Source organism: Pseudomonas sp. NPDC089530 (genome assembly GCF_050280705.1).
GTDB lineage: Bacteria > Pseudomonadota > Gammaproteobacteria > Pseudomonadales > Pseudomonadaceae > Aquipseudomonas.
In genome coordinates this window covers 1-23388 of the sequence record NZ_JBNNVU010000087.1, presented here as the reverse complement: position 1 = coordinate 23388, position 23388 = coordinate 1, and the positions used below count along the sequence as shown (strand labels likewise).

The following is a 23388-nucleotide window of genomic DNA, read 5'->3' as shown; positions in this document are numbered from 1 at the left end:
GCCCAGCGCAAGCTGTTCTTCAACCTGCGCAGCCAGAAGAAACGCCTGGCCTGGTTGAACAACGAAGAAGTCCACCGTGTGGCGGAAAGCCTCGGTGTCGAGCCGCGCGAAGTGCGCGAGATGGAAAGCCGCCTGACTGGCCATGACATGGCCTTCGACCCAGCCGCGGAAGCGGACGACGACAGCGCCTTCCAATCGCCGGCCAACTACCTGGAAGACCACCGCTACGACCCGGCGCGCCAACTGGAAGACGCCGACTGGACCGACAACTCCACCAGCAACCTGCATGAGGCGCTGGAAGTGTTGGACGACCGCAGTCGTGACATCCTCTACCAGCGCTGGCTGGCGGAAGAAAAAGCCACGCTGCACGACCTGGCGCAGAAGTACAACGTCTCGGCCGAGCGTATCCGTCAGCTGGAAAAGAGCGCGATGAACAAGCTCAAGCTGTCGATTTCCGCGTAATCCGCCGCGTCATGCAAAACGCCCCGATTTGATCGGGGCGTTTTTGTTTGTGGGGCCGGGGCGTCTGCCCGCGATCAGCTCCCCGCTGTCACTGGTCCCACAACGCCTTGCGCGAATCGTTCAGCCCCAGCAGATAGCTGTCCCCACCCAGCTGGCTCATCTGCCGGCGAATCCAGCCGGCCCGCTGGGCCACATAAGGGCTTGGATGGCTGGCGCTCCACACCCGTGGATTGGGCAGGACTGCGGCCAGCAGGCTGGCCTGTTGTCGCGACAGCGAGCGCGCACTGACGCCGAAGTGATGCTGCGCCGCGGCTTCGGCGCCAAACACGCCTTCGTCCCACTCGACGCTGTTGAGGTAGACCTCGAGAATCCGTTGCTTGGGCCAGAACACCTCGATCAGCCCGGTGAACCAGGCCTCCAGGCCTTTGCGCAGCCAACTGCGTCCGGACCACAGGAACAGGTTCTTCGCCACCTGCTGGCTCAGGGTGCTGGCGCCACGGATCGAACCGCCGCGTTCGTTGTGGGCGAAGGCGGCCTGGATCGCATCGATATCGAAGCCCCAGTGCTCGGGGAATTTCTGGTCTTCGCCGGCAATCACCGCCACCTTCAGGTCGTCGGAGATCTCGTCCCAGGGTCTCCAGCTGCGTTGCAGGTCGATAGGCTCGCCGTCGACCCAGGATTCGATCTTGCGTTCGACCATCAGCGCCGTGCCGGGCGGCGGCACGACACGGAACAGCAACACCAGCAGGACGCTACCAGCGACGAACCAGAGCAGGGCTTTAGAGAGGTGACGGAAATAGAAACGCAGCATAGAGATGGCTTGGCCGAACCCGTTGAGCGCGCCATTATACAGGCCCGCTCGCTGATTCTGACTGGAGTTCCTCATGCTGCGTGGCTTCCTGATGCTGGCCGCTTTTTTCGGCTTTACCGGCGTTGCCCTGGGGGCTTTTGCGGCCCATGGCCTGAAAAACCGCCTGAGCGCCGAATACCTGGCGATTTTCCAGACCGGCGTCACTTACCAGCTGGTACACACCCTGGCGCTGCTGGGCGTGGCGCTGCTGGCCACGCAGATTCCCGGTCGTCTGGTGAGCTGGGCCGGCGCGTCGTTCGCCCTCGGCATCCTGCTGTTTTCCGGCAGCCTCTACCTGCTGACCCTGACCGGTATCGGCAAGCTGGGCATCGTCACTCCGCTGGGCGGCCTGGCCTTCCTGATCGGCTGGCTGTGCCTGGGTCTTGCCGCCTGGCGGCTGAGCTGACCGGCAGGTCCATTTCGAGACGAATGGCTTGGGTCGGCCAGACTGATCGGGCTAGAATGCTGGCCCCTAAAAATGATGGCGGCATCCGGCATGCGCATTCAGTTGAACGGCGAATCCTATGAACTGCCCGACGGCGAGACCGTTGCGACCCTGCTGACCCGTCTGGACCTGACTGGACGCCGGATCGCGGTCGAACTCAACCTGGATATCGTCCCGCGCAGCCAGCACGCCGAGACCATCCTCAACGAGGGCGATCAGGTCGAAGTCGTCCACGCCATCGGCGGCGGCTAGCCACCCGGGCCACGGCTGGCCCCACCCACGCATTCTGCAAGAACCTCACCCCAACAGAGGATTTCCGATGAGCAACGTTCGCAGCGACAAGCCTTTCGTCCTGGCCGGTCGTACTTACCAGTCGCGCTTACTGGTAGGTACCGGCAAGTACCGTGACATGGAAGAAACCCGCCTGGCCATCGAAGCCTCGGGGGCCGAGATCGTCACCGTCGCCGTGCGCCGGACCAATATCGGTCAGAACCCGGGCGAGCCGAACCTGCTGGATATCCTGCCGCCGGATCGCTACACCATCCTGCCGAACACCGCCGGTTGCTATGACGCGGTCGAAGCTGTGCGCACCTGCCGCCTGGCCCGTGAGCTGCTCGACGGCCACAACCTGGTGAAGCTGGAAGTGCTGGCCGACCAGAAGACCCTGTTCCCCAACGTGCTGGAAACCCTCAAGGCCGCCGAAGTGCTGGTCAAGGAAGGTTTCGACGTCATGGTGTACACCAGCGATGACCCGATCATCGCCCGCCAGCTGGCGGAAATGGGCTGCATCGCGGTCATGCCGCTGGCCGGCCTGATCGGTACTGGCCTGGGGATCTGCAACCCGTACAACCTGCAGATCATTCTCGAAGAAGCCAAGGTTCCGGTGCTGGTGGATGCCGGTGTCGGCACCGCTTCTGACGCCACCATCGCCATGGAGCTGGGCTGCGAAGCGGTGCTGATGAACTCGGCCATCGCCCACGCGCAACAACCGGTGCTGATGGCCGAGGCCATGAAGCACGCCATCGTGGCAGGCCGCCTGGCGTACCTCGCCGGCCGCATGCCGAAGAAACTCTATGCCAGCGCCTCCTCGCCGCTGGATGGTCTGATCAAGTAAGAGCCATTGATGACTGAATCAAACGACACGCCAATCCAGCCGGAAACCGGCGACGAGCGCCAACACCGCCGCATCAAGAGTTTCGTGATGCGCGCCGGGCGCATGACCGAAGGCCAGCAACGCGGCCTGGAGCAGGGCGCGCCGCTGTACGTGCTGCCGCTGGCCGATGCGCCGGTGGACTACGATCAGGTGTTTGGCCGCTCCGCGCCACGCTCCCTGGAAATCGGCTTCGGCATGGGTCACTCGCTGCTGGAAATGGCCGCGGCCGCGCCGGAGCAGGATTTCATCGGTGTGGAAGTGCACCGTCCGGGTGTTGGCGCGCTGCTCAATGGCGTGCTGACCCAGGGCCTGACCAACCTACGGGTCTACGATTGCGATGCGATCGAAGTGCTCAACCGCTGCATCGCCGATAACAGCCTGGATCGCCTGATGCTGTTTTTCCCCGATCCGTGGCACAAGAGCCGGCACCACAAGCGGCGTATCGTCCAGGCGTCCTTCGCCGAGCTGGTGCGCAGCAAGCTGAAGGTCGGCGGCATCCTGCACATGGCCACCGACTGGGAGCCGTATGCCGAGTACATGCTGGAAGTGATGAATGTCGCGCCGGGTTACCGCAACCTGGCCGAAGACGGCAAGTGCGTGCCACGCCCGGCCGAGCGGCCGATCACCAAGTTCGAGCGCCGCGGCGAGCGACTGGGGCATGGTGTTTGGGACCTGAAGTTCGAAAAGCAGTCCTAAGCATCACGCAATACCTCCTACAGTCGTTTTTGGGGTGCATTCAAGATTGGTGGCGATCCGCCGAAAGCTCTACGTCCCCCCACTTGTAAAGGAAGACGAGTCTTGAAAGCCATTTTCGCCTGTACGCTGGTTCTGGGTTTATTGTTTTGCGCAGCCTGCGAACGGGTAGTCACCCCTGAGGAATACTTTGCAAGTGCGCAGAGAACGGCGGTAAAGATCGAGCGGGAAGTCAATGAGCTCATCAGGCGAGAGGCCGCTGGGGAAACGCTCGAATATACCCCGGAGCAATTGCGCGTTGCAGAGGGCGATATTGAAGCGCTTGCCGATAATTTGAAACACGCATCGGATGGCGGACACACGCTGGCAACGTACATGCTGGCCAGTCTGCAGGACAATCCGAAGTTCTCTGAGCGAACCCGCCTGGAGACTTGCGGCCTGTACCAGAAAGCCATGGATCAAGGGTTACTGGCTGCCGCGGTGGGTTACTACCATTTGTGCGACAAAGCCTATGAACGGTCTGATTTGCACAACGCCGATCATTTGAAATTCCTGCAGTCGCTGGAACAGTTGTTGAGCAAATCCGACGCTCATGCTGGCGATTATCCGCTTCAGGCCAAGCGGTCCCTGTGTTTCCTGGACGAAAGGGCGCCGCAAACGCAGCAAGGTGTGGTGGCGGCCATGCGCGCCCGCGCTGTCGCGTTGATGTTGTCAGAAGAACAATATCGGGCTGAAGCCAATTACATTCTTGCGCTGACACGGGTAAACGCCAGCGACCGGCACGACAGTCAGAGCATGGTGTATCTGGATAACGCTGAAGCGCTGGGCTGCCAGGACTATTACGGGCTCAGAGCGATGATCCGCCATGAGGTCAAATCCAGCGTTAAATAGATGACCCCTGTGGGCGGGCGGGAAGCGTCGCGTCCATATTCATTTTGGGTTGTTTTCGACTCAGCGACGATCGGCGACGACCCCAATGAGTACCAGGACAACCAGCAGCACCGGCGCCAGGCTGTAGTTGTTGAACTGGCTCAGGCCGCGGACGATCCAGGGCGTGGCGTAGATCAGCGCCGCGCCGCTGCCGATCATGCACAGCAGCGCCATCATCGGTACGCGCAGGGCGCCGGCCAGGCCGCCCAGGCGGGCTTCGACCCAGCCTTTGATATCGGCGCCGAACAGCACCAGCAGGCAGCCGACGAGGGCCAGGGAGATTTCGGAGAGGTTGCTGCGACTCCAGCGGGACACCGTGGCGAGCAGGTCGAGTATCAAATCCATGTGGTTTCCCTTAGGGCTGAAATCAGCTCAGAAATTTCTGCAGCAAGTCATTGAGGAAGAGCTGGCCGCGCGGGGTCGCGGCCAGGCGTGACGGTTCGACCTGCAACAGGCCGCTTCGTTCGGCCTCGCGGCGACCTTCGGCGAGGCTTTCCAGGGGCAACCCGGTGCGTTCCGGGTACAGCCGCGCCTCGACCCCCTCGGTCAGGCGCAGGGCGTTCATCAGGAACTCGAACGGCAGCTCGTCGTTGGCCAGGGCCTTCTCGCCGGCCTTGAAGCTTTTCGCCGGGTTGAGGTAGTCCTTGGGCAGGCGGGTCTTCCAGGTGCGCACGATGCGCCCGTCGGGATGGCTGAGCTTGCCGTGGGCGCCGGCGCCGATACCGATGAAATCGCCAAAGCTCCAGTAGTTCAGGTTATGCCGCGCCGCCCGGCCGGGCTGGGCATAGGCCGAGACTTCGTACTGGGCGTAGCCGTGCTCAGCCAGCAGCGCCTGGCCGGCTTCCTGGATATCCCACAGGGTGTCGTCTTCCGGCAGCGTCGGCGGCTGGTTCCAGAACACCGTATTGGGCTCCAGGGTCAGCTGGTACCAGGACAGGTGGGTCGGCTTCATGGCGATGGCCTGGCGCAGGTCGCTCAGGGCATCGTCCAGGGACTGGTCCGGCAAGCCGTGCATCAGGTCCAGGTTGAAGTTGTCGAACCCGGCCTGGCGTGCCATGCCTGCGGCGCGTACCGCTTCGTCGCCGTTGTGGATGCGGCCCAGGGCCTTGAGCTTGTCTTCCTGGAAGCTCTGGATGCCGATCGACAGGCGATTGATGCCCAGGGCGCGATAGGCGGTGAACTTCTCCTGCTCGAAGGTCCCGGGGTTGGCTTCCAGGGTGATTTCGATATCGGCGGCGAAGGGAATGCGTTGCTGCACGCCTTCGAGCAAGCGGCCCAGGGCCTGGGCGCTGAACAGGCTTGGCGTGCCGCCGCCGAAGAAGATCGAACTCAGCTCGCGGCCGTAGGCGGCGGGCAGGTCCTGTTCGAGGTCGGCCAGCAGGGCGTCGACGTACTCTTCTTCCGGCAGCACGGGGCTTGCGGCGTGGGAGTTGAAGTCGCAGTAAGGGCATTTGCGTACACACCACGGAATGTGGATGTACAGCGCCAGGGGCGGCAACTGGGGCAGGGCCGCCCGGGGCGTTGGCGCGCCGCCGAGAATCAGCGGCGACGCGGACGAATCGATGGTCATTGCAGGCTCAGGCGTTGCCGCAGAATGGCCATGGCGCGGGCGCGATGGCTGAGTTGGTTCTTTTCCTTGGGATTGAGTTCGGCGCTGGAGCAATCGCGCTCCGGCACCCAGAACAGCGGGTCGTAGCCGAAACCGTGTTCGCCGCTGGCGGCCGTGAGGATGCGTCCGTGCCACAGGCCTTCGCAGAGGATCGGCAGCGGATCGTCGGCGTGCCGCACCAGCGCCAGCACACACACGAACTGCGCGCCGCGCTCGGCTTCGGGGACGTCCTTCAGGGCCGCCAGCAGCTTGGCGTTGTTCGCCGCGTCGCCCTGGCCGTCGGCGTAGCGCGCCGAGTAGATGCCGGGGGCGCCGCCGAGGAAGTCCACTGCCAGGCCCGAATCGTCCGCCAGGGCCGGCAGACCGGAAATGCGCGACGCGTTGCGGGCCTTGAGGATGGCGTTTTCGACGAACGACAGGCCGGTTTCTTCCGGCTCGACGCTGCTGAACTCGCCGATCGAGCGCAGGTGCACCGATTCGCCGAGCATGGCCTGGAGTTCCTTGAGCTTGCCGGCGTTATGGCTGGCCAGTACGAGTTGGGTAAAAGTCATCATTCGCCGGGGAAAAGCTCTTGGTTGAAGTTGATGGTGTTGACCGTGTCGCCGGTCTGCACCTTGATGTCGAAGGTGCGGGTTTCCTGCTGTTCCACCGGGTACTGGGCGATGTAGTAGATCGCGCCCTGTTCGGTCACCTGCTTGAATTTCAGCGGCACCGACTGGCTGGTCAGGTCCTTGATGGTCCCGGTGACCTGGGCGACCTGCGGCTTGCCGGCCTTGAGCACGGAAATGTTGATCACGCCCTGGTTCTTGCTGCGGATCAGCTCCGCAGCCTTGGCGATATCCGGCTGCAGGAAGGTGGAATTGAAGGTGTTGTAGTGCACAGTCACATCACCGAACACTTCCTGGCGCTCGCCCTTGATGGGCTCGGCGGCCAGCGCCGATGCGCCGAGGCACGCCGCCAATAGAAAAGTAACCAAGCGACCCATGATCGTTCTCCTTGCTGTACCTGGTTTATACCGCGATCTGGTGGTCCTGCAGGCCGGGGCTGCTGACGCGGTAGATGCCGATCTCACCTAACAGATTAGGCCATAGCTTACTGGCCCACCCATGGCGGTGCTGTTGATCCACCGCAAGGCGATCGATGACCTTGGCCTCGCGTTCGCGGCAAAGCTCCTCGAAGTCCTCGAAAGTGCAGAAGTGGATGTTCGGCGTGTTGTACCAGGTGTACGGCAGGAACTCGGAGACCGGCATCCGCCCCTTGCTGGCCAGGTACCAGCGGCAGCGCCAGTGGCCGAAGTTGGGGAAGGTGATGATGCACTGGCGGCCGACCCGCAACATTTCGTCGAGGATCCGGTCCGGGTAGTGCACGGCCTGCAGGGCCTGGGTCATGACCACGATATCGAAGCTGTTGCTGGCGAAGTTGCCCAGGCCCTTGTCCAGGTCCTGCTCGATGACGTTGATGCCCTTGGCCACGCATTCGGCGATGTTGTCCGGGTCGTTTTCCAGGCCGTAGCCGGTGACTTGCTTGTGATCGCGCAGCCAGGTCAGCAGCTCGCCATCGCCGCAACCGAGGTCGAGCACGCGGCTACCGGCGGGGATCCATTCCTGGATGATTTCCAGATCCGCTCTCATGACGGGCTCCTCACAGGGTAATTCGGTTCATGTAGTTGCCGAACGCCTGCAGGTAGCGCGGGATCGGAATCAGGAAGGCGTCGTGGCCCTGTGGGGCGTCGATTTCCAGGTAGCTGACGTCCTTGCGCGCGGCCATCAGCGCATCCACCAGCTCCCGCGAGCGGGCCGGGGAGAAACGCCAGTCGGTGGTGAAGGACATCACGCAGAACTTGGCCTTGGCCCCTTCGAAGGTTTTCGCCAGGTTATCGTCGAAGTTCGCCGCCGGATCGAAGTAGTCCAGCGCCTTGGTCATCAGGAGGTAGGTGTTGGCGTCGAAACGCCCGGAGAACTCCTCGCCCTGGTAACGCAGGTAACTTTCGACCTGGAACTCGACGCTGTGGAAGTCGTAGTTGAGCTTCTCGCTCTTCAGGCCCCGGCCGAATTTCTCGCCCATGGAGTCGTCGGACAGGTAGGTGATGTGCCCGACCATCCGCGCCAGCATCAGCCCGCGCTTGGGGATCACGCCCTGTTCCTGGAACGAGCCGCCGTGGAACTCGGGGTCGGTGAGAATCGCCTGGCGCGCCACTTCGTTGAAGGCGATGTTCTGCGCCGACAGCTTGGGGGCCGAGGCGATCGCCAGGCAATGACGTACCCGGTCCGGGTAGGTGATGGTCCATTGCAGGGCCTGCATGCCGCCCAGGCTGCCACCGATCACGGCGGCGAACTGCGAGATGCCGAGCCGGTCGGCCAGGCGTGCCTGGCTGTGCACCCAGTCTTCCACGGTCAGCACCGGGAAGTCGGCACCGAACGGCTTGCCGGTGTCCGGGTTGATGCTGCTGGGGCCCGTGGAGCCGTTGCAGCCGCCGAGGTTGTTCAGGCTGACGACGAAGAACTTGTGGGTGTCGATCGGCTTGCCCGGGCCGATGCAACTGTCCCACCAACCCGGCTTGCGGTCGTCGGGGCTGTGGTAGCCGGCGGCGTGGTGGTGGCCGGACAGGGCGTGGCAGATCAGCACGGCGTTGCTCGCCGTGGCGTTCAGTTGGCCGTAGGTCTCGAAGATCAGATCGTAGGCTGGCAGGGAGCGGCCGCAGGCCAGGGCCAGGGGCTCGCTGAAGTGCGCCACTTGCGGCGTCACCAGACCAACGGAATCGGCGGGAAAGGCAGTTGGCATCGACCCTGCTCTCGTTCAAATGAGGCGTAAGTCTAAAGACCGCTGCCCCCAGCGGCAAGCCAAGGCCGGGGTTGATTCTGTCTCGGGTTGTGGCGATCCCTGGAGCCGCTGCCGAAGGCTGCGATCGGCTCCGCAGGAGACGTGCTCTTGAGGGCCTCGAAGGCCCCTTAGGGCCTTATCGCAGCCTGCGGCAGCGGCCACAGGGGGGATCAGGAAGGGCGCTGTAGTCCGGGCAGATCCGGCAGTTTTTTCGGCGCGTTGATCCGCACCCGTTTCTGCCGGTTCAGCTCGCCGCTGACCAGGCTGACCTGGCTCTTGGACACGCCGAAGGCCTTGGCCAGGAACGCCATGAGGTAGGCGTTGGCCTTGCCTTCCACCGGCGGCGCGGTGAGGCGGATCTTCAGGCGCTCGCCATGCAGCCCGGCGAAGTCATCGCTACGGGCCGCAGGTTGCAGGTGGCACTCCAGGATCAGGTCGTCGCCGTCCCAGCGAAAGTAGCTCATCGCACAGGCCTGGGTCAGATCAGCAGACGCAGGATTTCCGGCATCATGGTCATGGCGGCCAGGTTGTTGATCACCAGCATGTCGAGCAGCTTGAGCACCATGAATGCCAGGATCGGCGAGATATCCAGGCCGCCCATGCTCGGCAGGATGCGGCGGAACGGCGCCAGAGCCGGCTCGCAGATCTGGTTGACCAGCTCGGCGCCGGGGTTGTGGCTGCCCGGGGCGACCCAGGACAGGATCACGCTGATGATCAGGGCGAAGAAGAAGATCTTCAGGAACAGCGCGGTCACGCCGATGATCGACCAGATCAGCAATTGCACCGGGTTACCGGTGGTGCCGTAGGTCAGCAGCAGGGTCAGGGCCATCAGCAGCAGTTGCACGACGATCGCCAGGATCAGCGACGACATGTCCAGGCCGAACAGGCTCGGGATGACCCGGCGCATCGGCTTGAGCAGCGGCTGGGTGGCGCGTACGGCGAACTGGCACAGCGGGTTGTAGAAGTTGGCGCGTACCAGTTGCAGCACGAAACGCAGCAACACGATCAGCAGGTACAGGCTGCCCAGGGTTTGCAGCACGTACACCGCCGCAGTGTTCAATCCAATCATCGTTGGCTCCTTATTGGCCCAGTTGTTCGGCCATCTCGGCCGAGCGGTGTGCGGCGGCACCCAATGCTTTTTCCACCAGGGCCTCGAAGCCGCTGGCCTGGAAAGACTTGATCGCCGCCTCGGTGGTACCGGCCGGCGAGGTCACGCGGCGGCGCAGTTCGGCGGCGTCCACATCGCTGGACACCGCCATGTGCGCCGCGCCCAGAGCGGTCTGTAGGGTCAGTTGCGCGGCAGTTTCCCGGGGCAGGCCGAGCTTCTCGCCAGCGGCGGTCATGGCTTCGATCAGCAGGAAGAAATACGCCGGGCCGCTGCCGGATACGGCGGTGACCGCGTCCAGCTGCTGCTCCTGCTCCAGCCACAGGACGATGCCCACGGCCGACAGCAGTTCTTGCGCCTGTTGGCGTTGTTCTGCGCTCACCGCGGCGGTGGCGTACAGGCCGCTGGCGCCCTGGCGCAGCAGGGCCGGGGTGTTGGGCATGCAGCGCACGATTGGCTGCTCGCCGAGCCATTTGCCCATGCTGGCGCAGGTGATGCCGGCGGCGATGGATACCACCAGCTGGTGCGGTTTCAGGCTCGGGCGCAGGGCTTCGCACACAGCCTTCATGGCCTGTGGCTTGACCGCCAGCACCACCACGTCGGTGCCCTCGATGGCCTGGGCGTTGTCGGCGAACAGTTCAATGCCGTGCTCGGCCTGGACCTTGGCCCGGGTTTCGGCGCCCGGGTCGCTGGCGCGGATCTGGCTGGCGTCCAGGCCCTTGGCGCGCAGGCCGCCGATCAAGCTGGCAGCCATGTTGCCGGCGCCGATAAAGGCGATACGAGTCTTGCTCATGACAGGTCCTTATACAGAGGTGAGGCCGCCACGGTCATGGCTGGCCATAGTCGCGGGCGCCAAACAGGGCGGTACCGATACGTACCCAGGTGGCGCCTTGGGCGATGGCCGCTTCGAGGTCGTGGCTCATGCCCATGGAAAGTGTGTCGGTCGGCAGGTTCAGGCGCTCGCGCAGCTCGTCGTTCAGCTGGCGCACGGCGGCGAAGGCGGCGTCCTGGGCGGCACGATCGTCGGTCGGCTCGGGAATCGCCATCAGCCCGCGCAGCTTCAGGCGCGGCAGGGCGCCGATGGCGCTGGCCAGGGCGGGCAGGTCGGCTGGTGTGCAGCCGGACTTGCTGGCTTCGCCACTGACATTGACCTGAATGCAGATGTTCAACGGCGGCAGGTCGGCCGGGCGTTGCTCGGACAGGCGTTGAGCGATTTTCAAGCGATCCACGGAGTGCACCCAGGCGAAGTTCTCGGCGATAGCGCGCGTCTTGTTCGACTGAATGGGGCCGATGAAGTGCCAACTCAAGGGCAGATCGCCAAGTTCCGCCTGCTTGCCCAGGGCTTCCTGCAGGTAGTTCTCGCCAAAGTCGCGCAGCCCGGCGGCGTAGGCTTCCCGTAGCGCTACGGCGGGTTTGGTCTTGCTCACGGCCAGCAGCTGGATACTTGTTTCATCACGTTGCGAAGCCTGGGCCGCCGCGCGGATCCGTGCACTTACCAGGGAAATGTTGTCTGCTATCGTGGACATTCGATGTACGCCAGCGGCTCTTGGGTTCGCGGCATTCTACTGGAATTGGGGAACGCTATGGATATCACCGAGTTGCTGGCCTTCAGCGTCAAACAGGGCGCCTCGGACCTGCACCTCTCGGCCGGTTTGCCGCCGATGATCCGCATCGACGGCGATATTCGCCGGATCAACCTGCCGGCGCTGGAGGCGCAACAGGTGCATGAGCTGATCCTCGCCAGCATGAGCGACCCGCAGCGGGCCGAGTTCAAGGCTGCGCTGGAGCTGGACTTTTCCTTCGCGGTACCGGGCGTGGCGCGCTTTCGGGTCAACGCCTTCAACCATCAGCGCGGCAACGGCGCGGTCTTTCGCAGCATTGCGGACCGGGTGCCGAGCCTGGACGAGCTGGGCATGGGCGAGGTGTTCCGCCGGATCAGCGAAGTGCCCCGTGGCCTGGTGCTGGTGACCGGGCCGACCGGCTCGGGCAAGTCCACCACCCTGGCGGCATTGATCGATCACCTGAACCAGCACCGGCATCAGCACATCCTCACCATCGAGGACCCCATCGAATTCATCCATGAGCCGAAGAAGTGCCTGATCAACCAGCGCGAGGTGCATCGCGACACCCGCAGCTTCTCCAGCGCACTGCGCTCGGCCCTGCGCGAAGACCCGGATGTGATCCTGGTCGGCGAGCTGCGCGACCTGGAAACCATCCGCCTGGCCCTGACCGCCGCCGAGACCGGGCACCTGGTGTTCGGCACCCTGCACACCACTTCGGCGGCGAAAACCGTGGATCGGGTGGTGGATGTGTTCCCGGCCGAGGAGAAGGCGATGGTCCGCTCCATGCTCTCGGAGTCGCTGCAGGCGGTGATTTCCCAGACGCTGGTCAAGCGCGTCGGCGGTGGCCGGGTGGCGGCTCACGAGATCATGTTGGGGACCGCGGCGATCCGTAACCTGATCCGCGAGGACAAGGTGGCGCAGATGTACTCGGCGATCCAGACCGGCGGGGCGCTGGGGATGCAGACCCTGGACATGAGCCTGAAGGCGTTGGTGGAAGCGGGGCTGGTCAGCCGCGAGCAGGCCCGGGAGCAGGCGCGGGCGCCGGAGAGTATTTGATGTAGGAGAGGGGGCGGTAAATGCAATCGCGAGCAATCGGCCATGGCTCGATTGCTCGCGATCAGGGGGGAATCAGCGCTGAACGATGCGCAGGTTGTTCTGCTCTTTTGGCAGGACCCGCTTGGCCACTACGTAGCTCTTCTCCCAGTACGGCTTCTTCAGGGTGTCGATGGTCACCGACTTGCCGCGCCGCGGTGCGTGGATGAAGCGGTCGTTGCCCAGGTAGATGGCAACGTGGTTGACCCGACGGCTCTTGATGTTGAAGAACAGCAGGTCGCCCGGCTTGAGGTCCTTGCGCTCGACCTTCTGCCCGTGGCCGCTGGCCATGGCATTGGAGGTGCGCGGCAGGTCGACGGCGGGGACGTCGTTGAAGGCGTATTTCACCAGCCCGCTGCAGTCGAAGCCTTTGCTCGGGCTGCTGCCGCCCCAACGGTAAGGGGTGCCCAGCACATTGACGGCGCGGCTGAGTACGGTGCTGCTCTGCTTGGCCGCCATCTGCGGGACCGGTTTGCTGCTGGCGCTGCTCAGGTGCGTCGGGCGTTTGACCGACAGCTTGTCCTTGGCGCTGTTCTTGCCGGCTTGGGTCTTGCTGATCTGGGTCACGTGGGCTTTGGGGGTGAAGCCATTCACGTAGGGAAGACGTTGCTCACGATTGGTGGCGTGGGCGGCCAGTGGCATCAATAGGCAAATGGTTAGCCATGTCTTGAAAAATGGACGCATTAGGCAAGGCTCATGTTGGTTAGCGCGCAACTTTATAACAGCTTTTTTGTCACTTCCCAGGCCGTTGGTCGATTCAACCTGGGGGGCAAATTCGCTGAAGAGGCGGCAAATTGCCGCAATTGTCCGACAGAAGTCAGGTGGGACAAGGGTTTCACGGCAGAAACCTTAGCACTCGCCACACGTCGACCGCCTGTAAAAAAGTCACAAAGAATCAAAGAAAATTTATCTATTGCGTGGAATGAGGTACTCAATGAACACCTATCGCCCCGACGGTTCTACCCACGACACCCACAGCAAAGTGATCGGTTACCTGTTGTGGATTTTCGGTTTTACCGGCTCCCACCGCTTTTATTACGGCAAGCCGATTACCGGGACTCTGTGGTTTTTCACCTTCGGCCTGCTGGGTATCGGCTGGCTGATCGACCTGTTCCTGATCCCGGCCATGGATCGCGAGGCTGACCTGCGTTTCACCCCGGGCCCCATCGAATACAGCGTCGCCTGGATCCTGCTGACCTTTCTCGGGGTTCTGGGCGTGCACCGCATGTACCAGGGCAAATGGATCAGCGGTCTGCTGTACCTGGTGACGGGTGGGTTGTTCTTTCTGGGGGTGCTGTATGACTTCTGGACGCTGAATGACCAGGTGTCGTTGCGTAACGCGCAGCGGAGTTAGCTTTAGAGGGCGTTATCGCGGGCAAGTCGGATCGCCGTCCGCTCGCTCCTACAGGTCCATGCGGTCGTGTAGGAGCGAGGCTTGCCCGCGATAAACAGGTGGTGCGGACTCAGCCCTGGTGGCTGATCCGGCCGTCCACCAGGGTGTAGCGCACCTTGCCGGGCAGGCTATGGCCGTGGAACGGGCAGTTCTCGCCCTTCGACTGCCAGCGTTCGCCGGCCACGGTAGAGGTGTTCGGGTCGAACAGCACCAGGTCCGCCGGGGCGCCCACCGCCAGCCGGCCGGCAGGCAGGCGCAGGGCATCGGCCGGGCCGCTGCTCAGGCGTGCCAGCAGGGTCGGCAGATCGAGCAGGCCGTCTTCCACCAGGGTCATGGCCAGCGGCAGCAGCAACTCGACGCTGCTGATGCCCGGTTCGGTGGCGCCGAACGGCGCCAGCTTGGCGTCGCGCTCGTGGGGCTGGTGATGGCTGGAAATGGCCTGGACCACCCCGGACTTCACCGCTTCGCGCAGGCCTTCGCGGTCGGCGCGCGAGCGCAGCGGCGGCTGGACGTGATAGAGGCTGGAGAAGTCGATCAGCGCCTCGTCGGTGAGGATCAGCTGGTACAGCGCCACATCGGCGGTCACCGGCAGGCCGCGAGCCTGGGCCTGGGCGATCAGGGCCACGCCCCGGGCGCTGGTCAGCTGGCTGAAGTGGGCGCGCACGCCGCTTTGCTCCACCAGCAACAGGTTGCGGGCCAGGGCCACGGTTTCCGCGGTTTCCGGGATGCCCGGCAGGCCGAGGAAGCTGGCGGTGGCGCCTTCGTGGGCCAGGCCGCCTTCGGCCAGGTCGCGGTCCTGGGAGTGGAAAATCACTGTCAGGTCGAAGGTCGCTGCGTATTCCAGCGCCCGGCACAGGGTGCGGGTGCTGCGAAAGCTTTCCAGGCCGTCGCCGAAGGCCACGCAACCGGCGTCGCGCAGTGCCACCAGTTCTGCCAGTTGCTCGCCGTCCAGGCCTTTGCTCAAGGCGCCGATCGGGAACACCTTGGCATTGCCGGCTTCGCGGGCGCGATCCAGGATCAGCTCGGCCACCGCCGAGGTATCCAGCACCGGCTTGGTGCGGGGCGGGCAGCACAGGCTGGTGACACCACCGGCAGCGGCGGCGCGGGTTTCGCTGGTAATGGTGCCTTTGCGGCTGTAGCCCGGTTCGCGCAGGGAGACGTTCAGGTCCACCAGCCCGGGGGCGGCCACCAGGCCTTTGGCGTCGATGCTGTCGGCTGCGCTGAAACCGGCCGGAGCAGCGCCGATGGCGACGATCTTGCCGGCTTCCAGATGGATATCGCTGATTTGATCCAGGCCGCTGTCCGGATCGATGACACGGGCGCCGAGAATGCTGAGCTTCACTGGGCGTTCTCCTGCTCGAATTGTCGCTGGGCGGTTTGCCCGCTCATGGCCATGGACAGTACGGCCATGCGTACCGCGATGCCGTAGGTCACCTGGTTGAGGATCACCGAATGCGCGCCGTCGGCCACCGCCGATTCGATCTCCACGCCGCGGTTGATCGGCCCCGGGTGCATGACGATGGCGTCCGGCTTGGCGCCGGCCAGGCGCGCGGTGGTCAGGCCGAACAGGCGGTAGAACTCGCCCTCGCTCGGCAGCAGGCCACCCTGCATGCGTTCACGCTGCAGGCGCAGCATGATCACCACGTCGACGTCCTTCAGGCCTTCGGCCATGTCGGTGTAGACCTTCACCCCGTACTGCTCGATGCCGATCGGCAGCAGGGTCTTGGGGGCGATCACGCGGATGTCCGGGCAGCCCAGGGTTTTCAGGGCCAGCATGTTCGAGCGCGCGACCCGCGAGTGCAGGATGTCGCCGACGATGGCCACTGAGAGGTTCTCGAAGCCGCCCTTGTGCCGACGGATGGTGAGCATGTCGAGCATGCCCTGGGTCGGGTGGGCGTGGCGGCCGTCGCCGCCGTTGATGATCGCCACCTGCGGGCACACATGCTCGGCGATGAAGTGCGCGGCGCCGGAGTCGCCGTGGCGCACGACGAACATGTCGGCGGCCATGGCCTCGAGGTTGCGCAGGGTATCGAGCAGGGTCTCGCCCTTGCTCGCCGAGGAGGTGGACACGTTGAGCGTGATCACGTCCGCCGACAGGCGCTGGGCCGCCAGTTCGAAGGTGGTGCGGGTGCGGGTGGAGTTTTCGAAGAACACGTTGCACACGGTTTTACCGCGCAGCAATGGGACCTTCTTGACCGCCCGGGCGCCGACTTCGAGGAAGGAGTCGGCGGTGTCGAGGATTTCCGTCAGCAGCTCGCGACGCAGGCCGTCGAGCGAGAGGAAGTGGCGCAGCTGGCCCTGATCGTTGAGCTGCAGCGGGCGCTTGGCGTCTAGAGGCGTCATCGCAATGGACTCTTGGCAAGGGCGAATTAAAGGGCGAGGTCTTGAAGCTCGAGTTGGAGCGGCGCAGGACCGGACAATTTTACCCGCTCGTGGGCGGCCAGCGACAGGGTGGCACCGACCACATTCGGACGAATCGGCAGCTCGGCGGCGTCCAGGTCCAGCAGGCAGACCAGGGTCACGCTGGCCGGGCGGCCGTAGTCGAACAGTTCGTTGAGGGCGGCGCGAACGGTGCGGCCGCTCATCAGCACGTCGTCGATCAGGATCAGGTGCTGGCCCTCGATTTCGAACGGCAGCTCGGAAGGGCGCACCTGCGGGTGCAGGCCGTTCTGGCTGAAGTCGTCGCGGTAGAAAGACACATCCAGCGTGCCCAGCGGCGCGTCGCTGCCCAGTTCGGCGAGCAGGGCCTGGGCGACCCAGACACCGCCGGTACGAATGCCGATATAGCGGGGTTCGTCGATGGCGCGTTGTTTCAGGTGGGCGGTGAGGCGCACGGCCATCTGGCTGATCAGTTCGGCGGGGTTGGGCAGGCTCATGATTGCTCCTTCGTGGGCTCGCGCCTCGTTGCATCCGGCAAAAGGCGCAGGGGCTTACGGCTGGTGTGTGGCCAGGAGGCGCGTGGCCGGGGTTGACCATGCATCTTCAGGATTCGGCGTTTCAGTTGTTCAACAGCGCTGCATTTTCGTCGAGCCAGCCTTGCAGCAGCAGGGCGGCGGCGATGGCGTCGACCGGGTTGTCGCGGTAACTGCCTTTCTGGCCGCCGCGGGCCAGGCGTTCGCCCTTGGCCTCGAAGGTGGTCAGGCGTTCGTCGTGGGTATAGAAGGGCAGGTTGTAGCGGCCATTGAGGCGCCGGGCGAATTTCTCGGCGCGCACGCACATTTCGCTTGGCGTGCCATCCATGTTCAGCGGCAGGCCGACCACCACGGCATCGGGTTTCCATTCCTTGATCAGGGCTTCGACCTGGTTCCAGTCCGGAACGCCGTTCTGCGCCTTCAGGGTGCACAGCTCGCGGGCCTGGCCGGTAATGGCCTGGCCGACCGCCACGCCGATCTGTTTGGTGCCGTAGTCGAACCCGAGGATCAGTCGCAGGGCCATCAGGCGTGGCCCGCCTGGCTGGTCAGCAGGGCGAGATTGATGCCCAGGTGCCGGGCCGCTGCTTCCAGACGCAGTTCGCTGTTGGTGTTGAACAGGATGTCGGCGTCGAACGGGCAGGTCAGCCAGGCGTTGTTCGCCAGCTCGGCTTCCAGTTGCCCGGCTTCCCAGCCGGCATAACCCAGGGCGATCAGGCTTTTGGCCGGGCCGACGCCGTCGGCGATGGCGAACAGCACGTCCTGGGACGTCGACAGCGACAGGCCGTCAAGCTCGACCGTGGCCTGGAAGGTCGGGCCGCTGGGGTGCAGGACAAAACCGCGATCGGTCTGCACCGGGCCGCCGATGAAGATCGGCACATGCTGGCAGAGCGCCGGCGGGTCGATCTCGGGGCGCAGTTGCTCGAGGATGTCGGCGAGGTTCAGGTCCTGCGGACGGTTGACCACCAACCCCATGGCGCCATTGGCGTTGTGCTCGACGATGTAGGTCAAGGTGTGGGCAAAGTTCGGGTCGGCCATGTGCGGCATGGCGATCAGGAAGTGATGCTTGAGGTAGCTGGGGCTGACGTTCTTCATGTGCGCTAGTGTGGCGGCGCGGGGGCCGGCTGACAAGCTGGTGATGCTCCCATTCTCGTCCCTACAAAAGGCATGGGGATCAGTTGCTGGACAGCTTGTCGCCGCGGGCGAACTTCCAGGTGCGGATGATTTCCAGGCGGTCGATATCCGACAGGTCGCCGGTAAAGGGCGCGAACGGCGCCGCCAGGCGCACGATGCGCTGCGCCGCCTGGTCCAGCAGCGGCTGGCCGGAGGATTCCAGTACCAGCACTTCGTACAGCGAACCGTCGCGGTTGATCGACACCATCAACCGCAGGTTGCCGTAGATCTGCTTGCGCCGGGCTTCTTCGGGGTAGTTGAGGTTGCCGATGCGCTCGACCTTCTTGCGCCATTCGTCCTTGTACCAGGCGCCCTTGTCGCGCATGGTCGAGGCCGCGCTCAGGCGGTGGATGCGCGGGCGCTTGGCGTACAGCTGCTGTTCCTGGGCCAGTTCGGCCTCCAGGCTGGCGATGTCGCTGGACAGCTGCGAGCTGTCGAACGTCGGCGTCGGGGCCTTGCTCTGCACCTCGGTCTTGACCTCTTCACGCTGGGTGACGGTCTTTTTCGGCTTGGGTGCGGTGGTGGCGACCGCGGCCTTGGGCGCGGCTTCCTTGGGTTCGGTCTTGGCCGGGGGCGGCGGGGTGACCTTGTTCACCTTGTTTTCCTGGAACGGCGCCACCTCGGTGGTCTTGGGGATCGCCTTCTTGTCCAGGGTGCCACTGCCTTCCTGGTTTTCCTGGGCGAGGAAATCGGCCTTCTTCGGCTTGGTTTCGCTCTTGAAGGTGGCCAGGGTGATTTCCAGGGTCTTGCTGATCTGCTTGGGTTCGGCGAAGGAGAAGCCCAGGCCGAGGATCAGCGCGATGTGCAAAAGGGCGGCCAGGAACAGGGTAAACCCCAGGCGATCGGCCGGGCGCACACCGCTGTGGGCCAGCTCGGGGGGCAGATCGTTAGGGAGAGTCATTGGCGGCTTAACATCACAAAAGGCATCACAAAACCAACATCGCGCGTTTCACAGGCGGCGCATGATAACGCAATGTTGGTTTCAAGCCGTAAGCCTCAAGCTTCAAGCGACAAGCTGCAGGTGACGCCGGTCAAGCTTGTGGCTTGCGGCTCGCAGCTTGCAGCTTCTTCTCGATGGCATCCATCAGCGTCGCGCCGATGTTGGTGCCGAAGGCGTTGTCGATCTCGCGGATGCAGGTCGGGCTGGTGACGTTGATCTCGGTGAGGTGCTCGCCGATCACGTCGAGGCCGACGAACAGCAGGCCTTTCTCCCGCAGGGTCGGGCCGACCTGGGCGGCGATCCAGCGGTCCTTGTCGGTCAGCGGACGGGCTTCGCCGCGACCGCCGGCCGCCAGGTTGCCACGGGTTTCGCCGCTGGCCGGAATCCGCGCCAGGCAATAATCCACCGGTTCGCCGTCGATCATCAGGATGCGCTTGTCGCCGTCCTTGATCGCCGGCAGGTAGGCCTGGGCCATGATCTGCTGGGTACCGAGGGCGGTCAGGGTTTCCAGGATCACCGACAGGTTCGGGTCGCCCGCGCGGTGGCGGAAGATCGAGGTGCCGCCCATACCGTCCAGCGGCTTGAGGATCACGTCGCCGTGCTGCGCGGCGAATTCGCGCAGTACGTCGGCGCGGCGGCTGACCAGGGTCGGCGGGGTGCAGTGCGGGAACAGGGTGGCGAACAGCTTTTCATTGCAGTCGCGCAGGCTCTGGGGCTTGTTGACCACCAGCACGCCGTCGCGCTCGGCCTGCTCCAGCAGGTAGGTGGAGTAGACGAACTCCATGTCGAACGGCGGGTCCTTGCGCATCAGGATCACGTCCAGATCGCTCAGGGCGCTGTCGGTCTCGGCTTCCAGTTCGAACCACTTTTCCGGGTTGGCGAAGACCTTCAGCGGGCGCATCCGGGCCCGGGCCACGCCACCGACGGCCTGATACAGGTCTTTCTGTTCCATATAGAACAGGGTCCAGCCGCGCTCCTGGGCGGCCAGCAGCATGGCCAGCGAGCTGTCCTTTTTATAGGAGATGCTGGCGATGGGGTCCATGACTATCCCGACGCGAACGCTCATGGGCGGTTTCCTCGAAAATTAGTGGGCGCAAGGCTTGCAAAAGTGGCGTCAGAGTGGCGCCCGGGCGGTTCCCGGTCAAGGAAAAACCACCGCGCCAGCCGGCCGATAGATTGCGTGGGGAGAGTATGCTAAAAAGGCTCGCATGCCGGGCTCAGGCCTTGAACATCAAGGGTTTGAGGCATCGGCCAGCAGTACGGGCAGAGAATCGATTCACTGTGGCGACGGTAGAGCAGATATGGAACAGCAGTCCAGTGCCCTCAAGGTGATGGTGATCGATGATTCGAAGACGATTCGCCGCACGGCCGAAACGCTACTGAAGAATGCGGGCTGTGAAGTCATCACCGCGGTCGACGGTTTCGAGGCCCTGGCCAAGATCGCCGACCACCACCCGGGCATCATCTTCGTCGACATCATGATGCCGCGGCTCGACGGCTATCAGACCTGCGCGCTGATCAAGAACAACAGCGCGTTCAAGGACACGCCGGTGATTATGCTGTCCTCCAAGGACGGTCTGTTCGACAAGGCCAAGGGTCGCATCGTCGGCTCTGACCAGTTTTTGACCAAGCCTTTCAGCAAGGAAGAGCTGCTGAGCGCGATCAAGGCCCATGTGCCGGGGTTCGCCGCAGCGGAACACGCACATTGAGGTCCGGCCCGCGGGCCGCACGCCTATTCGTATGGGGAAGACCATGGCTCGTATTCTGATCGTCGACGACTCGCCGACCGAAATGTACAAACTGACCGGCATGCTGGAAAAGCACGGCCATGAAGTCCTGAAGGCCGAGAACGGCGCCGACGGCGTGGCCCTGGCGCGCCAGGAAAAACCCGACGCGGTCCTGATGGACATCGTCATGCCGGGCCTCAACGGTTTCCAGGCCACCCGCCAGCTGACCAAGGACGCGGAAACCAGCCATATCCCGGTGATCATCATCACCACCAAGGATCAGGAAACCGACAAGGTCTGGGGCACCCGCCAGGGCGCCAAGGATTACCTGACCAAGCCGGTCGACGAAGATACCCTGATCAAGACCCTGAACAACGTCCTGGCCGGCTGACGCCCGCGCCATGGCCGAGTCGCAAACCGCCTTCGAACTGCTGCTGGAGATCGACCAGCGCTGCCGCCTGTTGGCCGCCGACCTGCCTTCCCAGGAAACCCGCCAGCACGGCTGGAGCGGTATCGGCTTTCGTATCGGCGAGCAGTGGTATGTCGCGCCGATGGGCGAGGTCAGCGAAGTCCTGCACGAGCCCCGTTATACCCTGCTGCCCGGGGTCAAGCCCTGGGTCAAGGGCGTGGCCAACCTGCGCGGGCGGCTGCTGCCGATCATGGATCTGTGCGGGTTCTTCGGCCATGAGCTGTCGGCGCTGCGCAAGCAGCGGCGGGTGCTGGTGGTGGAACATAAAGAAGTGTTCGCCGGCCTGATGGTGGATGAAGTGGCCGGCATGCAGCACTTTGCCCAGAGCCGCCTGGAAACGGCGGCCAGCGGTAGTGAAGAAGGCGCCATCGCGCCGTATTTGCGGGGGTATTTCCCCTGCGAGCAGGTCTGGCGGGTATTCAGTCCCTTTGCCCTGGCGCAGTCGCCGGGGTTTCTGGACGTGGCACTTTAATGTTGTAGAAGCGAGGCTTGCCTGCGAAAGGGATGACGCGGTTTTGCAGGCTCACCGTGTGCGGTCTATCGCGGGCAACGGAACAACGGGAATCCAGCTGTGCAGATACTAAAAGCCAGACCAGGCAAGCCAATGGAAGGATCGCGCAGCCGCTCGCAGATCATCGTGCTGTTCATCGCCCTGATCGTGTTCATCATGCTGCTGTTCGCCAACTTCGCGTACCTCAACACCCAGGCCACTTACGACAAGCAGTACATCGGCCACGCCGGCGAACTGCGGGTGCTGTCCCAGCGCATCGCCAAGAACGCCACGGAGGCCGCGGCGGGCAAGGCTGCGGCCTTCAAGCTGCTGGGCGATGCGCGCAACGATTTCGCCCAGCGCTGGGGCTACCTGAAAAAAGGCGACCCGGCCACCGGCCTGCCCGCCGCGCCGCCGGCGGTGCGCCAGGAAATGCACGCGGTGCAGCAGGACTGGGACAAGCTGCTGCAGAACGCCGACGCCATCCTGGCCAGCGAGCAGACGGTGCTGTCCCTGCACCAGGTGGCCGCGACCCTGGCGGAAACCGTGCCGCAGCTGCAGGTCGAGTATGAAAAGGTCGTGGAAATCCTCCTGCAGCGCGGTGCGCCGGCTTCCCAGGTGGCCATGGCGCAGCGCCAGTCGCTGTTGGCCGAGCGCATTCTCGGCGCGGTGAATACCGTGCTGGCCGGCGACGAGAACGCGGTGCAGGCCGCCGATGCCTTCGGCCGCGACGCGGCGCGTTTCGGCCAGGTGCTCAGCGGCATGCTCCAGGGCAACCCGACGCTGAAGGTCAGCCAGGTGGAGGACCGCGATGCGCGGGCGCGCCTGAGCGAGATCAGCGAGCTGTTCCAGTTCGTCTCCGGCTCGGTGGATGAAATCCTCGAAACCTCCCCCGAGCTGTTCCAGGTCCGCGAGTCGGCGAGCAATATCTTCAGCCTGTCGCAAACCCTGCTCGACGAGGCCTCGCGCCTGGCTATCGGCTTCGAGAACCTGGCCGGCGGGCGTTCCCTGGACACCATCGGCGGTTATGTCCTGGGCCTGGCGGCGCTGGCTTCGATCATCCTGATCGGCCTGGTGATGGTGCAGGAAACCAATCGTCAGTTGCATGAAACCGCGGAGAAGAACGAGCGCAACCAGAACGCGATCATGCGCCTGCTGGACGAGATCGAGGACCTGGCCGACGGCGACCTCACGGTGACCGCCTCGGTGACCGAGGACTTCACCGGCACCATCGCCGACTCGATCAACTATTCCGTCGACCAGTTGCGGGACCTGGTGGCGACCATCAACCTCACCGCCGGCCAGGTCGCCGGCGCGGTGCAGGAAACCCAGGCCACCGCCATGCGGTTGGCCGAAGCCTCGGAGCATCAGGCCCAGCAGATTTGCGAAGCCTCCACCGCGATCAACGACATGGCCCAGTCCATCGACCAGGTGTCGGCGAACGCCGCCGAGTCCTCGGCGGTGGCCGAACGTTCGGTGGAGATCGCCAACAAGGGCAACGAGGTGGTGCACTGATCTTCCTGCTCAGCTCGGCGGCGTCGCTGGCCGTCGGCTGGCTGGTCTCGC

Annotated in this window: 30 protein-coding genes and 1 pseudogene; 12 read left to right on the top strand and 19 right to left on the bottom strand. The window is 64.1% G+C overall.

The window, feature by feature from the left end; genetic code table 11:
• A partial coding sequence (locus ACQKQA_RS24520) for a sigma factor-like helix-turn-helix DNA-binding protein (RefSeq protein WP_427563404.1) occupies window positions 1-462 on the top strand: 462 nt, incomplete at its 5' end.
• Between the two features lie 88 nt (window positions 463-550).
• Here ACQKQA_RS24520 and mtgA read toward each other — a convergent pair.
• Window positions 551-1273 carry a monofunctional biosynthetic peptidoglycan transglycosylase gene (gene mtgA, locus ACQKQA_RS24515; protein WP_427563402.1) on the bottom strand — a complete coding sequence of 241 codons (723 nt, stop codon included), beginning with the start codon at window positions 1271-1273 and terminating at the stop codon, window positions 551-553.
• Between the two features lie 73 nt (window positions 1274-1346).
• Between mtgA and ACQKQA_RS24510 the strand changes: the two genes are divergently transcribed.
• The 5 genes from ACQKQA_RS24510 to ACQKQA_RS24490 all read left to right on the top strand — a co-directional run bounded on the left by ACQKQA_RS24510 (window position 1347) and on the right by ACQKQA_RS24490 (window position 4494).
• Complete coding sequence (locus tag ACQKQA_RS24510) at window positions 1347-1718, top strand: DUF423 domain-containing protein (protein ID WP_427563400.1); 372 nt, start codon at window positions 1347-1349, stop codon at window positions 1716-1718.
• A 90-nt stretch (window positions 1719-1808) separates the two neighbouring features.
• Window positions 1809-2009, top strand: coding sequence for a sulfur carrier protein ThiS (gene thiS, locus ACQKQA_RS24505; protein ID WP_427563398.1), 201 nt, complete (start codon window positions 1809-1811; stop codon window positions 2007-2009).
• Window positions 2010-2076: 67 nt separating this feature from the next.
• Window positions 2077-2871, top strand: coding sequence for a thiazole synthase (locus ACQKQA_RS24500; RefSeq protein ID WP_007921204.1), 795 nt, complete (start codon window positions 2077-2079; stop codon window positions 2869-2871).
• Window positions 2872-2880: 9 nt separating this feature from the next.
• Window positions 2881-3606 (top strand): tRNA (guanosine(46)-N7)-methyltransferase TrmB, encoded by a 726-nt coding sequence (gene trmB / locus ACQKQA_RS24495; RefSeq protein WP_427563396.1) that lies wholly within the window; start codon window positions 2881-2883, stop codon window positions 3604-3606.
• Window positions 3607-3708: 102 nt separating this feature from the next.
• The gene (locus ACQKQA_RS24490; RefSeq protein WP_427563394.1) at window positions 3709-4494 is read left to right on the top strand and encodes a hypothetical protein; all 786 of its coding nucleotides are present in this window, start codon (window positions 3709-3711) and stop codon (window positions 4492-4494) included.
• 60 nt (window positions 4495-4554) lie between these two features.
• Here the strand turns inward: ACQKQA_RS24490 and ACQKQA_RS24485 are convergent, their stop codons facing one another.
• The 10 genes from ACQKQA_RS24485 to ACQKQA_RS24440 form a co-directional block, all read right to left on the bottom strand.
• Window positions 4555-4878, bottom strand: coding sequence for a DUF3392 domain-containing protein (locus ACQKQA_RS24485; RefSeq protein ID WP_007921199.1), 324 nt, complete (start codon window positions 4876-4878; stop codon window positions 4555-4557).
• A 22-nt stretch (window positions 4879-4900) separates the two neighbouring features.
• The gene (gene hemW / locus ACQKQA_RS24480) at window positions 4901-6103 is read right to left on the bottom strand and encodes a radical SAM family heme chaperone HemW (RefSeq protein ID WP_427563392.1); all 1203 of its coding nucleotides are present in this window, start codon (window positions 6101-6103) and stop codon (window positions 4901-4903) included.
• Window positions 6100-6696 carry an RdgB/HAM1 family non-canonical purine NTP pyrophosphatase gene (rdgB, locus tag ACQKQA_RS24475; protein WP_427563390.1) on the bottom strand — a complete coding sequence of 199 codons (597 nt, stop codon included), beginning with the start codon at window positions 6694-6696 and terminating at the stop codon, window positions 6100-6102. The genes hemW and rdgB overlap by 4 nt, the downstream gene beginning before the upstream one ends.
• Window positions 6693-7127, bottom strand: coding sequence for a DUF4426 domain-containing protein (locus tag ACQKQA_RS24470; protein WP_427563388.1), 435 nt, complete (start codon window positions 7125-7127; stop codon window positions 6693-6695). Before ACQKQA_RS24470 ends, rdgB begins: the two co-directional genes overlap by 4 nt.
• Window positions 7128-7152: 25 nt before the next feature.
• Window positions 7153-7773 carry a methionine biosynthesis protein MetW gene (metW, locus tag ACQKQA_RS24465; protein WP_023967992.1) on the bottom strand — a complete coding sequence of 207 codons (621 nt, stop codon included), beginning with the start codon at window positions 7771-7773 and terminating at the stop codon, window positions 7153-7155.
• Between the two features lie 10 nt (window positions 7774-7783).
• A complete protein-coding gene (metX, locus tag ACQKQA_RS24460; protein ID WP_427563385.1) occupies window positions 7784-8923 on the bottom strand; it encodes a homoserine O-succinyltransferase MetX in 1140 nt (379 codons plus the stop codon).
• A 209-nt stretch (window positions 8924-9132) separates the two neighbouring features.
• Entirely contained in the window at window positions 9133-9426 is a 294-nt protein-coding gene (locus tag ACQKQA_RS24455) for a DUF167 domain-containing protein (RefSeq protein ID WP_427563383.1), read from the bottom strand.
• Window positions 9427-9440: 14 nt separating this feature from the next.
• Window positions 9441-10031: a YggT family protein gene (locus ACQKQA_RS24450; RefSeq protein ID WP_427563381.1), complete on the bottom strand. Its 591-nt coding sequence runs from the start codon at window positions 10029-10031 to the stop codon at window positions 9441-9443.
• A gap of 10 nt (window positions 10032-10041) precedes the next feature.
• Window positions 10042-10860, bottom strand: a complete 819-nt coding sequence (gene proC, locus ACQKQA_RS24445) for a pyrroline-5-carboxylate reductase (protein ID WP_427563379.1) — start codon at window positions 10858-10860, stop codon at window positions 10042-10044.
• Window positions 10861-10894: 34 nt separating this feature from the next.
• Window positions 10895-11593, bottom strand: a complete 699-nt coding sequence (locus ACQKQA_RS24440; RefSeq protein ID WP_427563377.1) for a YggS family pyridoxal phosphate-dependent enzyme — start codon at window positions 11591-11593, stop codon at window positions 10895-10897.
• Window positions 11594-11650: 57 nt separating this feature from the next.
• On the opposite strand from ACQKQA_RS24440, the gene ACQKQA_RS24435 reads away from it, so the two are divergent.
• Window positions 11651-12685, top strand: coding sequence for a type IV pilus twitching motility protein PilT (locus ACQKQA_RS24435; protein WP_427563375.1), 1035 nt, complete (start codon window positions 11651-11653; stop codon window positions 12683-12685).
• Window positions 12686-12757: 72 nt separating this feature from the next.
• On the opposite strand, the gene ACQKQA_RS24430 is transcribed toward ACQKQA_RS24435, so the two are convergent.
• Entirely contained in the window at window positions 12758-13405 is a 648-nt protein-coding gene (locus ACQKQA_RS24430) for a C40 family peptidase (RefSeq protein ID WP_427563373.1), read from the bottom strand.
• A 250-nt stretch (window positions 13406-13655) separates the two neighbouring features.
• Here ACQKQA_RS24430 and ACQKQA_RS24425 point away from each other — a divergent pair, with 250 nt between their 5' ends.
• On the top strand, window positions 13656-14075 hold the full coding sequence (locus tag ACQKQA_RS24425) for an NINE protein (protein ID WP_427563371.1): 420 nt from the start codon (window positions 13656-13658) through the stop codon (window positions 14073-14075).
• Window positions 14076-14184: 109 nt separating this feature from the next.
• On the opposite strand, the gene ACQKQA_RS24420 is transcribed toward ACQKQA_RS24425, so the two are convergent.
• From ACQKQA_RS24420 to gshB, 7 genes are all read right to left on the bottom strand, one after another.
• Complete coding sequence (locus ACQKQA_RS24420) at window positions 14185-15456, bottom strand: dihydroorotase (protein WP_427563370.1); 1272 nt, start codon at window positions 15454-15456, stop codon at window positions 14185-14187.
• Window positions 15453-16457 carry an aspartate carbamoyltransferase catalytic subunit gene (locus ACQKQA_RS24415; protein WP_427563368.1) on the bottom strand — a complete coding sequence of 335 codons (1005 nt, stop codon included), beginning with the start codon at window positions 16455-16457 and terminating at the stop codon, window positions 15453-15455. Before ACQKQA_RS24415 ends, ACQKQA_RS24420 begins: the two co-directional genes overlap by 4 nt.
• A gap of 26 nt (window positions 16458-16483) precedes the next feature.
• Complete coding sequence (pyrR, locus tag ACQKQA_RS24410; protein WP_427563367.1) at window positions 16484-16990, bottom strand: bifunctional pyr operon transcriptional regulator/uracil phosphoribosyltransferase PyrR; 507 nt, start codon at window positions 16988-16990, stop codon at window positions 16484-16486.
• Between the two features lie 121 nt (window positions 16991-17111).
• Window positions 17112-17549, bottom strand: a complete 438-nt coding sequence (gene ruvX, locus ACQKQA_RS24405; protein ID WP_009046019.1) for a Holliday junction resolvase RuvX — start codon at window positions 17547-17549, stop codon at window positions 17112-17114.
• A complete protein-coding gene (locus tag ACQKQA_RS24400) occupies window positions 17549-18118 on the bottom strand; it encodes a YqgE/AlgH family protein (protein ID WP_427563365.1) in 570 nt (189 codons plus the stop codon). The genes ruvX and ACQKQA_RS24400 overlap by 1 nt, the downstream gene beginning before the upstream one ends.
• A 79-nt stretch (window positions 18119-18197) precedes the next feature.
• Window positions 18198-19097 (bottom strand): TonB family protein, encoded by a 900-nt coding sequence (locus ACQKQA_RS24395; protein ID WP_427563363.1) that lies wholly within the window; start codon window positions 19095-19097, stop codon window positions 18198-18200.
• A 130-nt stretch (window positions 19098-19227) separates the two neighbouring features.
• Entirely contained in the window at window positions 19228-20202 is a 975-nt protein-coding gene (gene gshB, locus ACQKQA_RS24390; RefSeq protein WP_427563361.1) for a glutathione synthase, read from the bottom strand.
• A gap of 235 nt (window positions 20203-20437) precedes the next feature.
• On the opposite strand from gshB, the gene pilG reads away from it, so the two are divergent.
• From pilG to ACQKQA_RS24370, 4 genes and pseudogenes are all read left to right on the top strand, one after another.
• Window positions 20438-20845, top strand: a complete 408-nt coding sequence (pilG, locus tag ACQKQA_RS24385; protein ID WP_427563359.1) for a twitching motility response regulator PilG — start codon at window positions 20438-20440, stop codon at window positions 20843-20845.
• A 43-nt stretch (window positions 20846-20888) separates the two neighbouring features.
• Entirely contained in the window at window positions 20889-21254 is a 366-nt protein-coding gene (gene pilH / locus ACQKQA_RS24380; RefSeq protein WP_007953328.1) for a twitching motility response regulator PilH, read from the top strand.
• 10 nt (window positions 21255-21264) lie between these two features.
• Window positions 21265-21804: a chemotaxis protein CheW gene (locus ACQKQA_RS24375; RefSeq protein WP_427563357.1), complete on the top strand. Its 540-nt coding sequence runs from the start codon at window positions 21265-21267 to the stop codon at window positions 21802-21804.
• A 132-nt stretch (window positions 21805-21936) separates the two neighbouring features.
• A pseudogene (locus ACQKQA_RS24370) lies at window positions 21937-23334 on the top strand (methyl-accepting chemotaxis protein); the annotation flags it as partial.
• Window positions 23335-23388 lie beyond the last annotated feature (54 nt).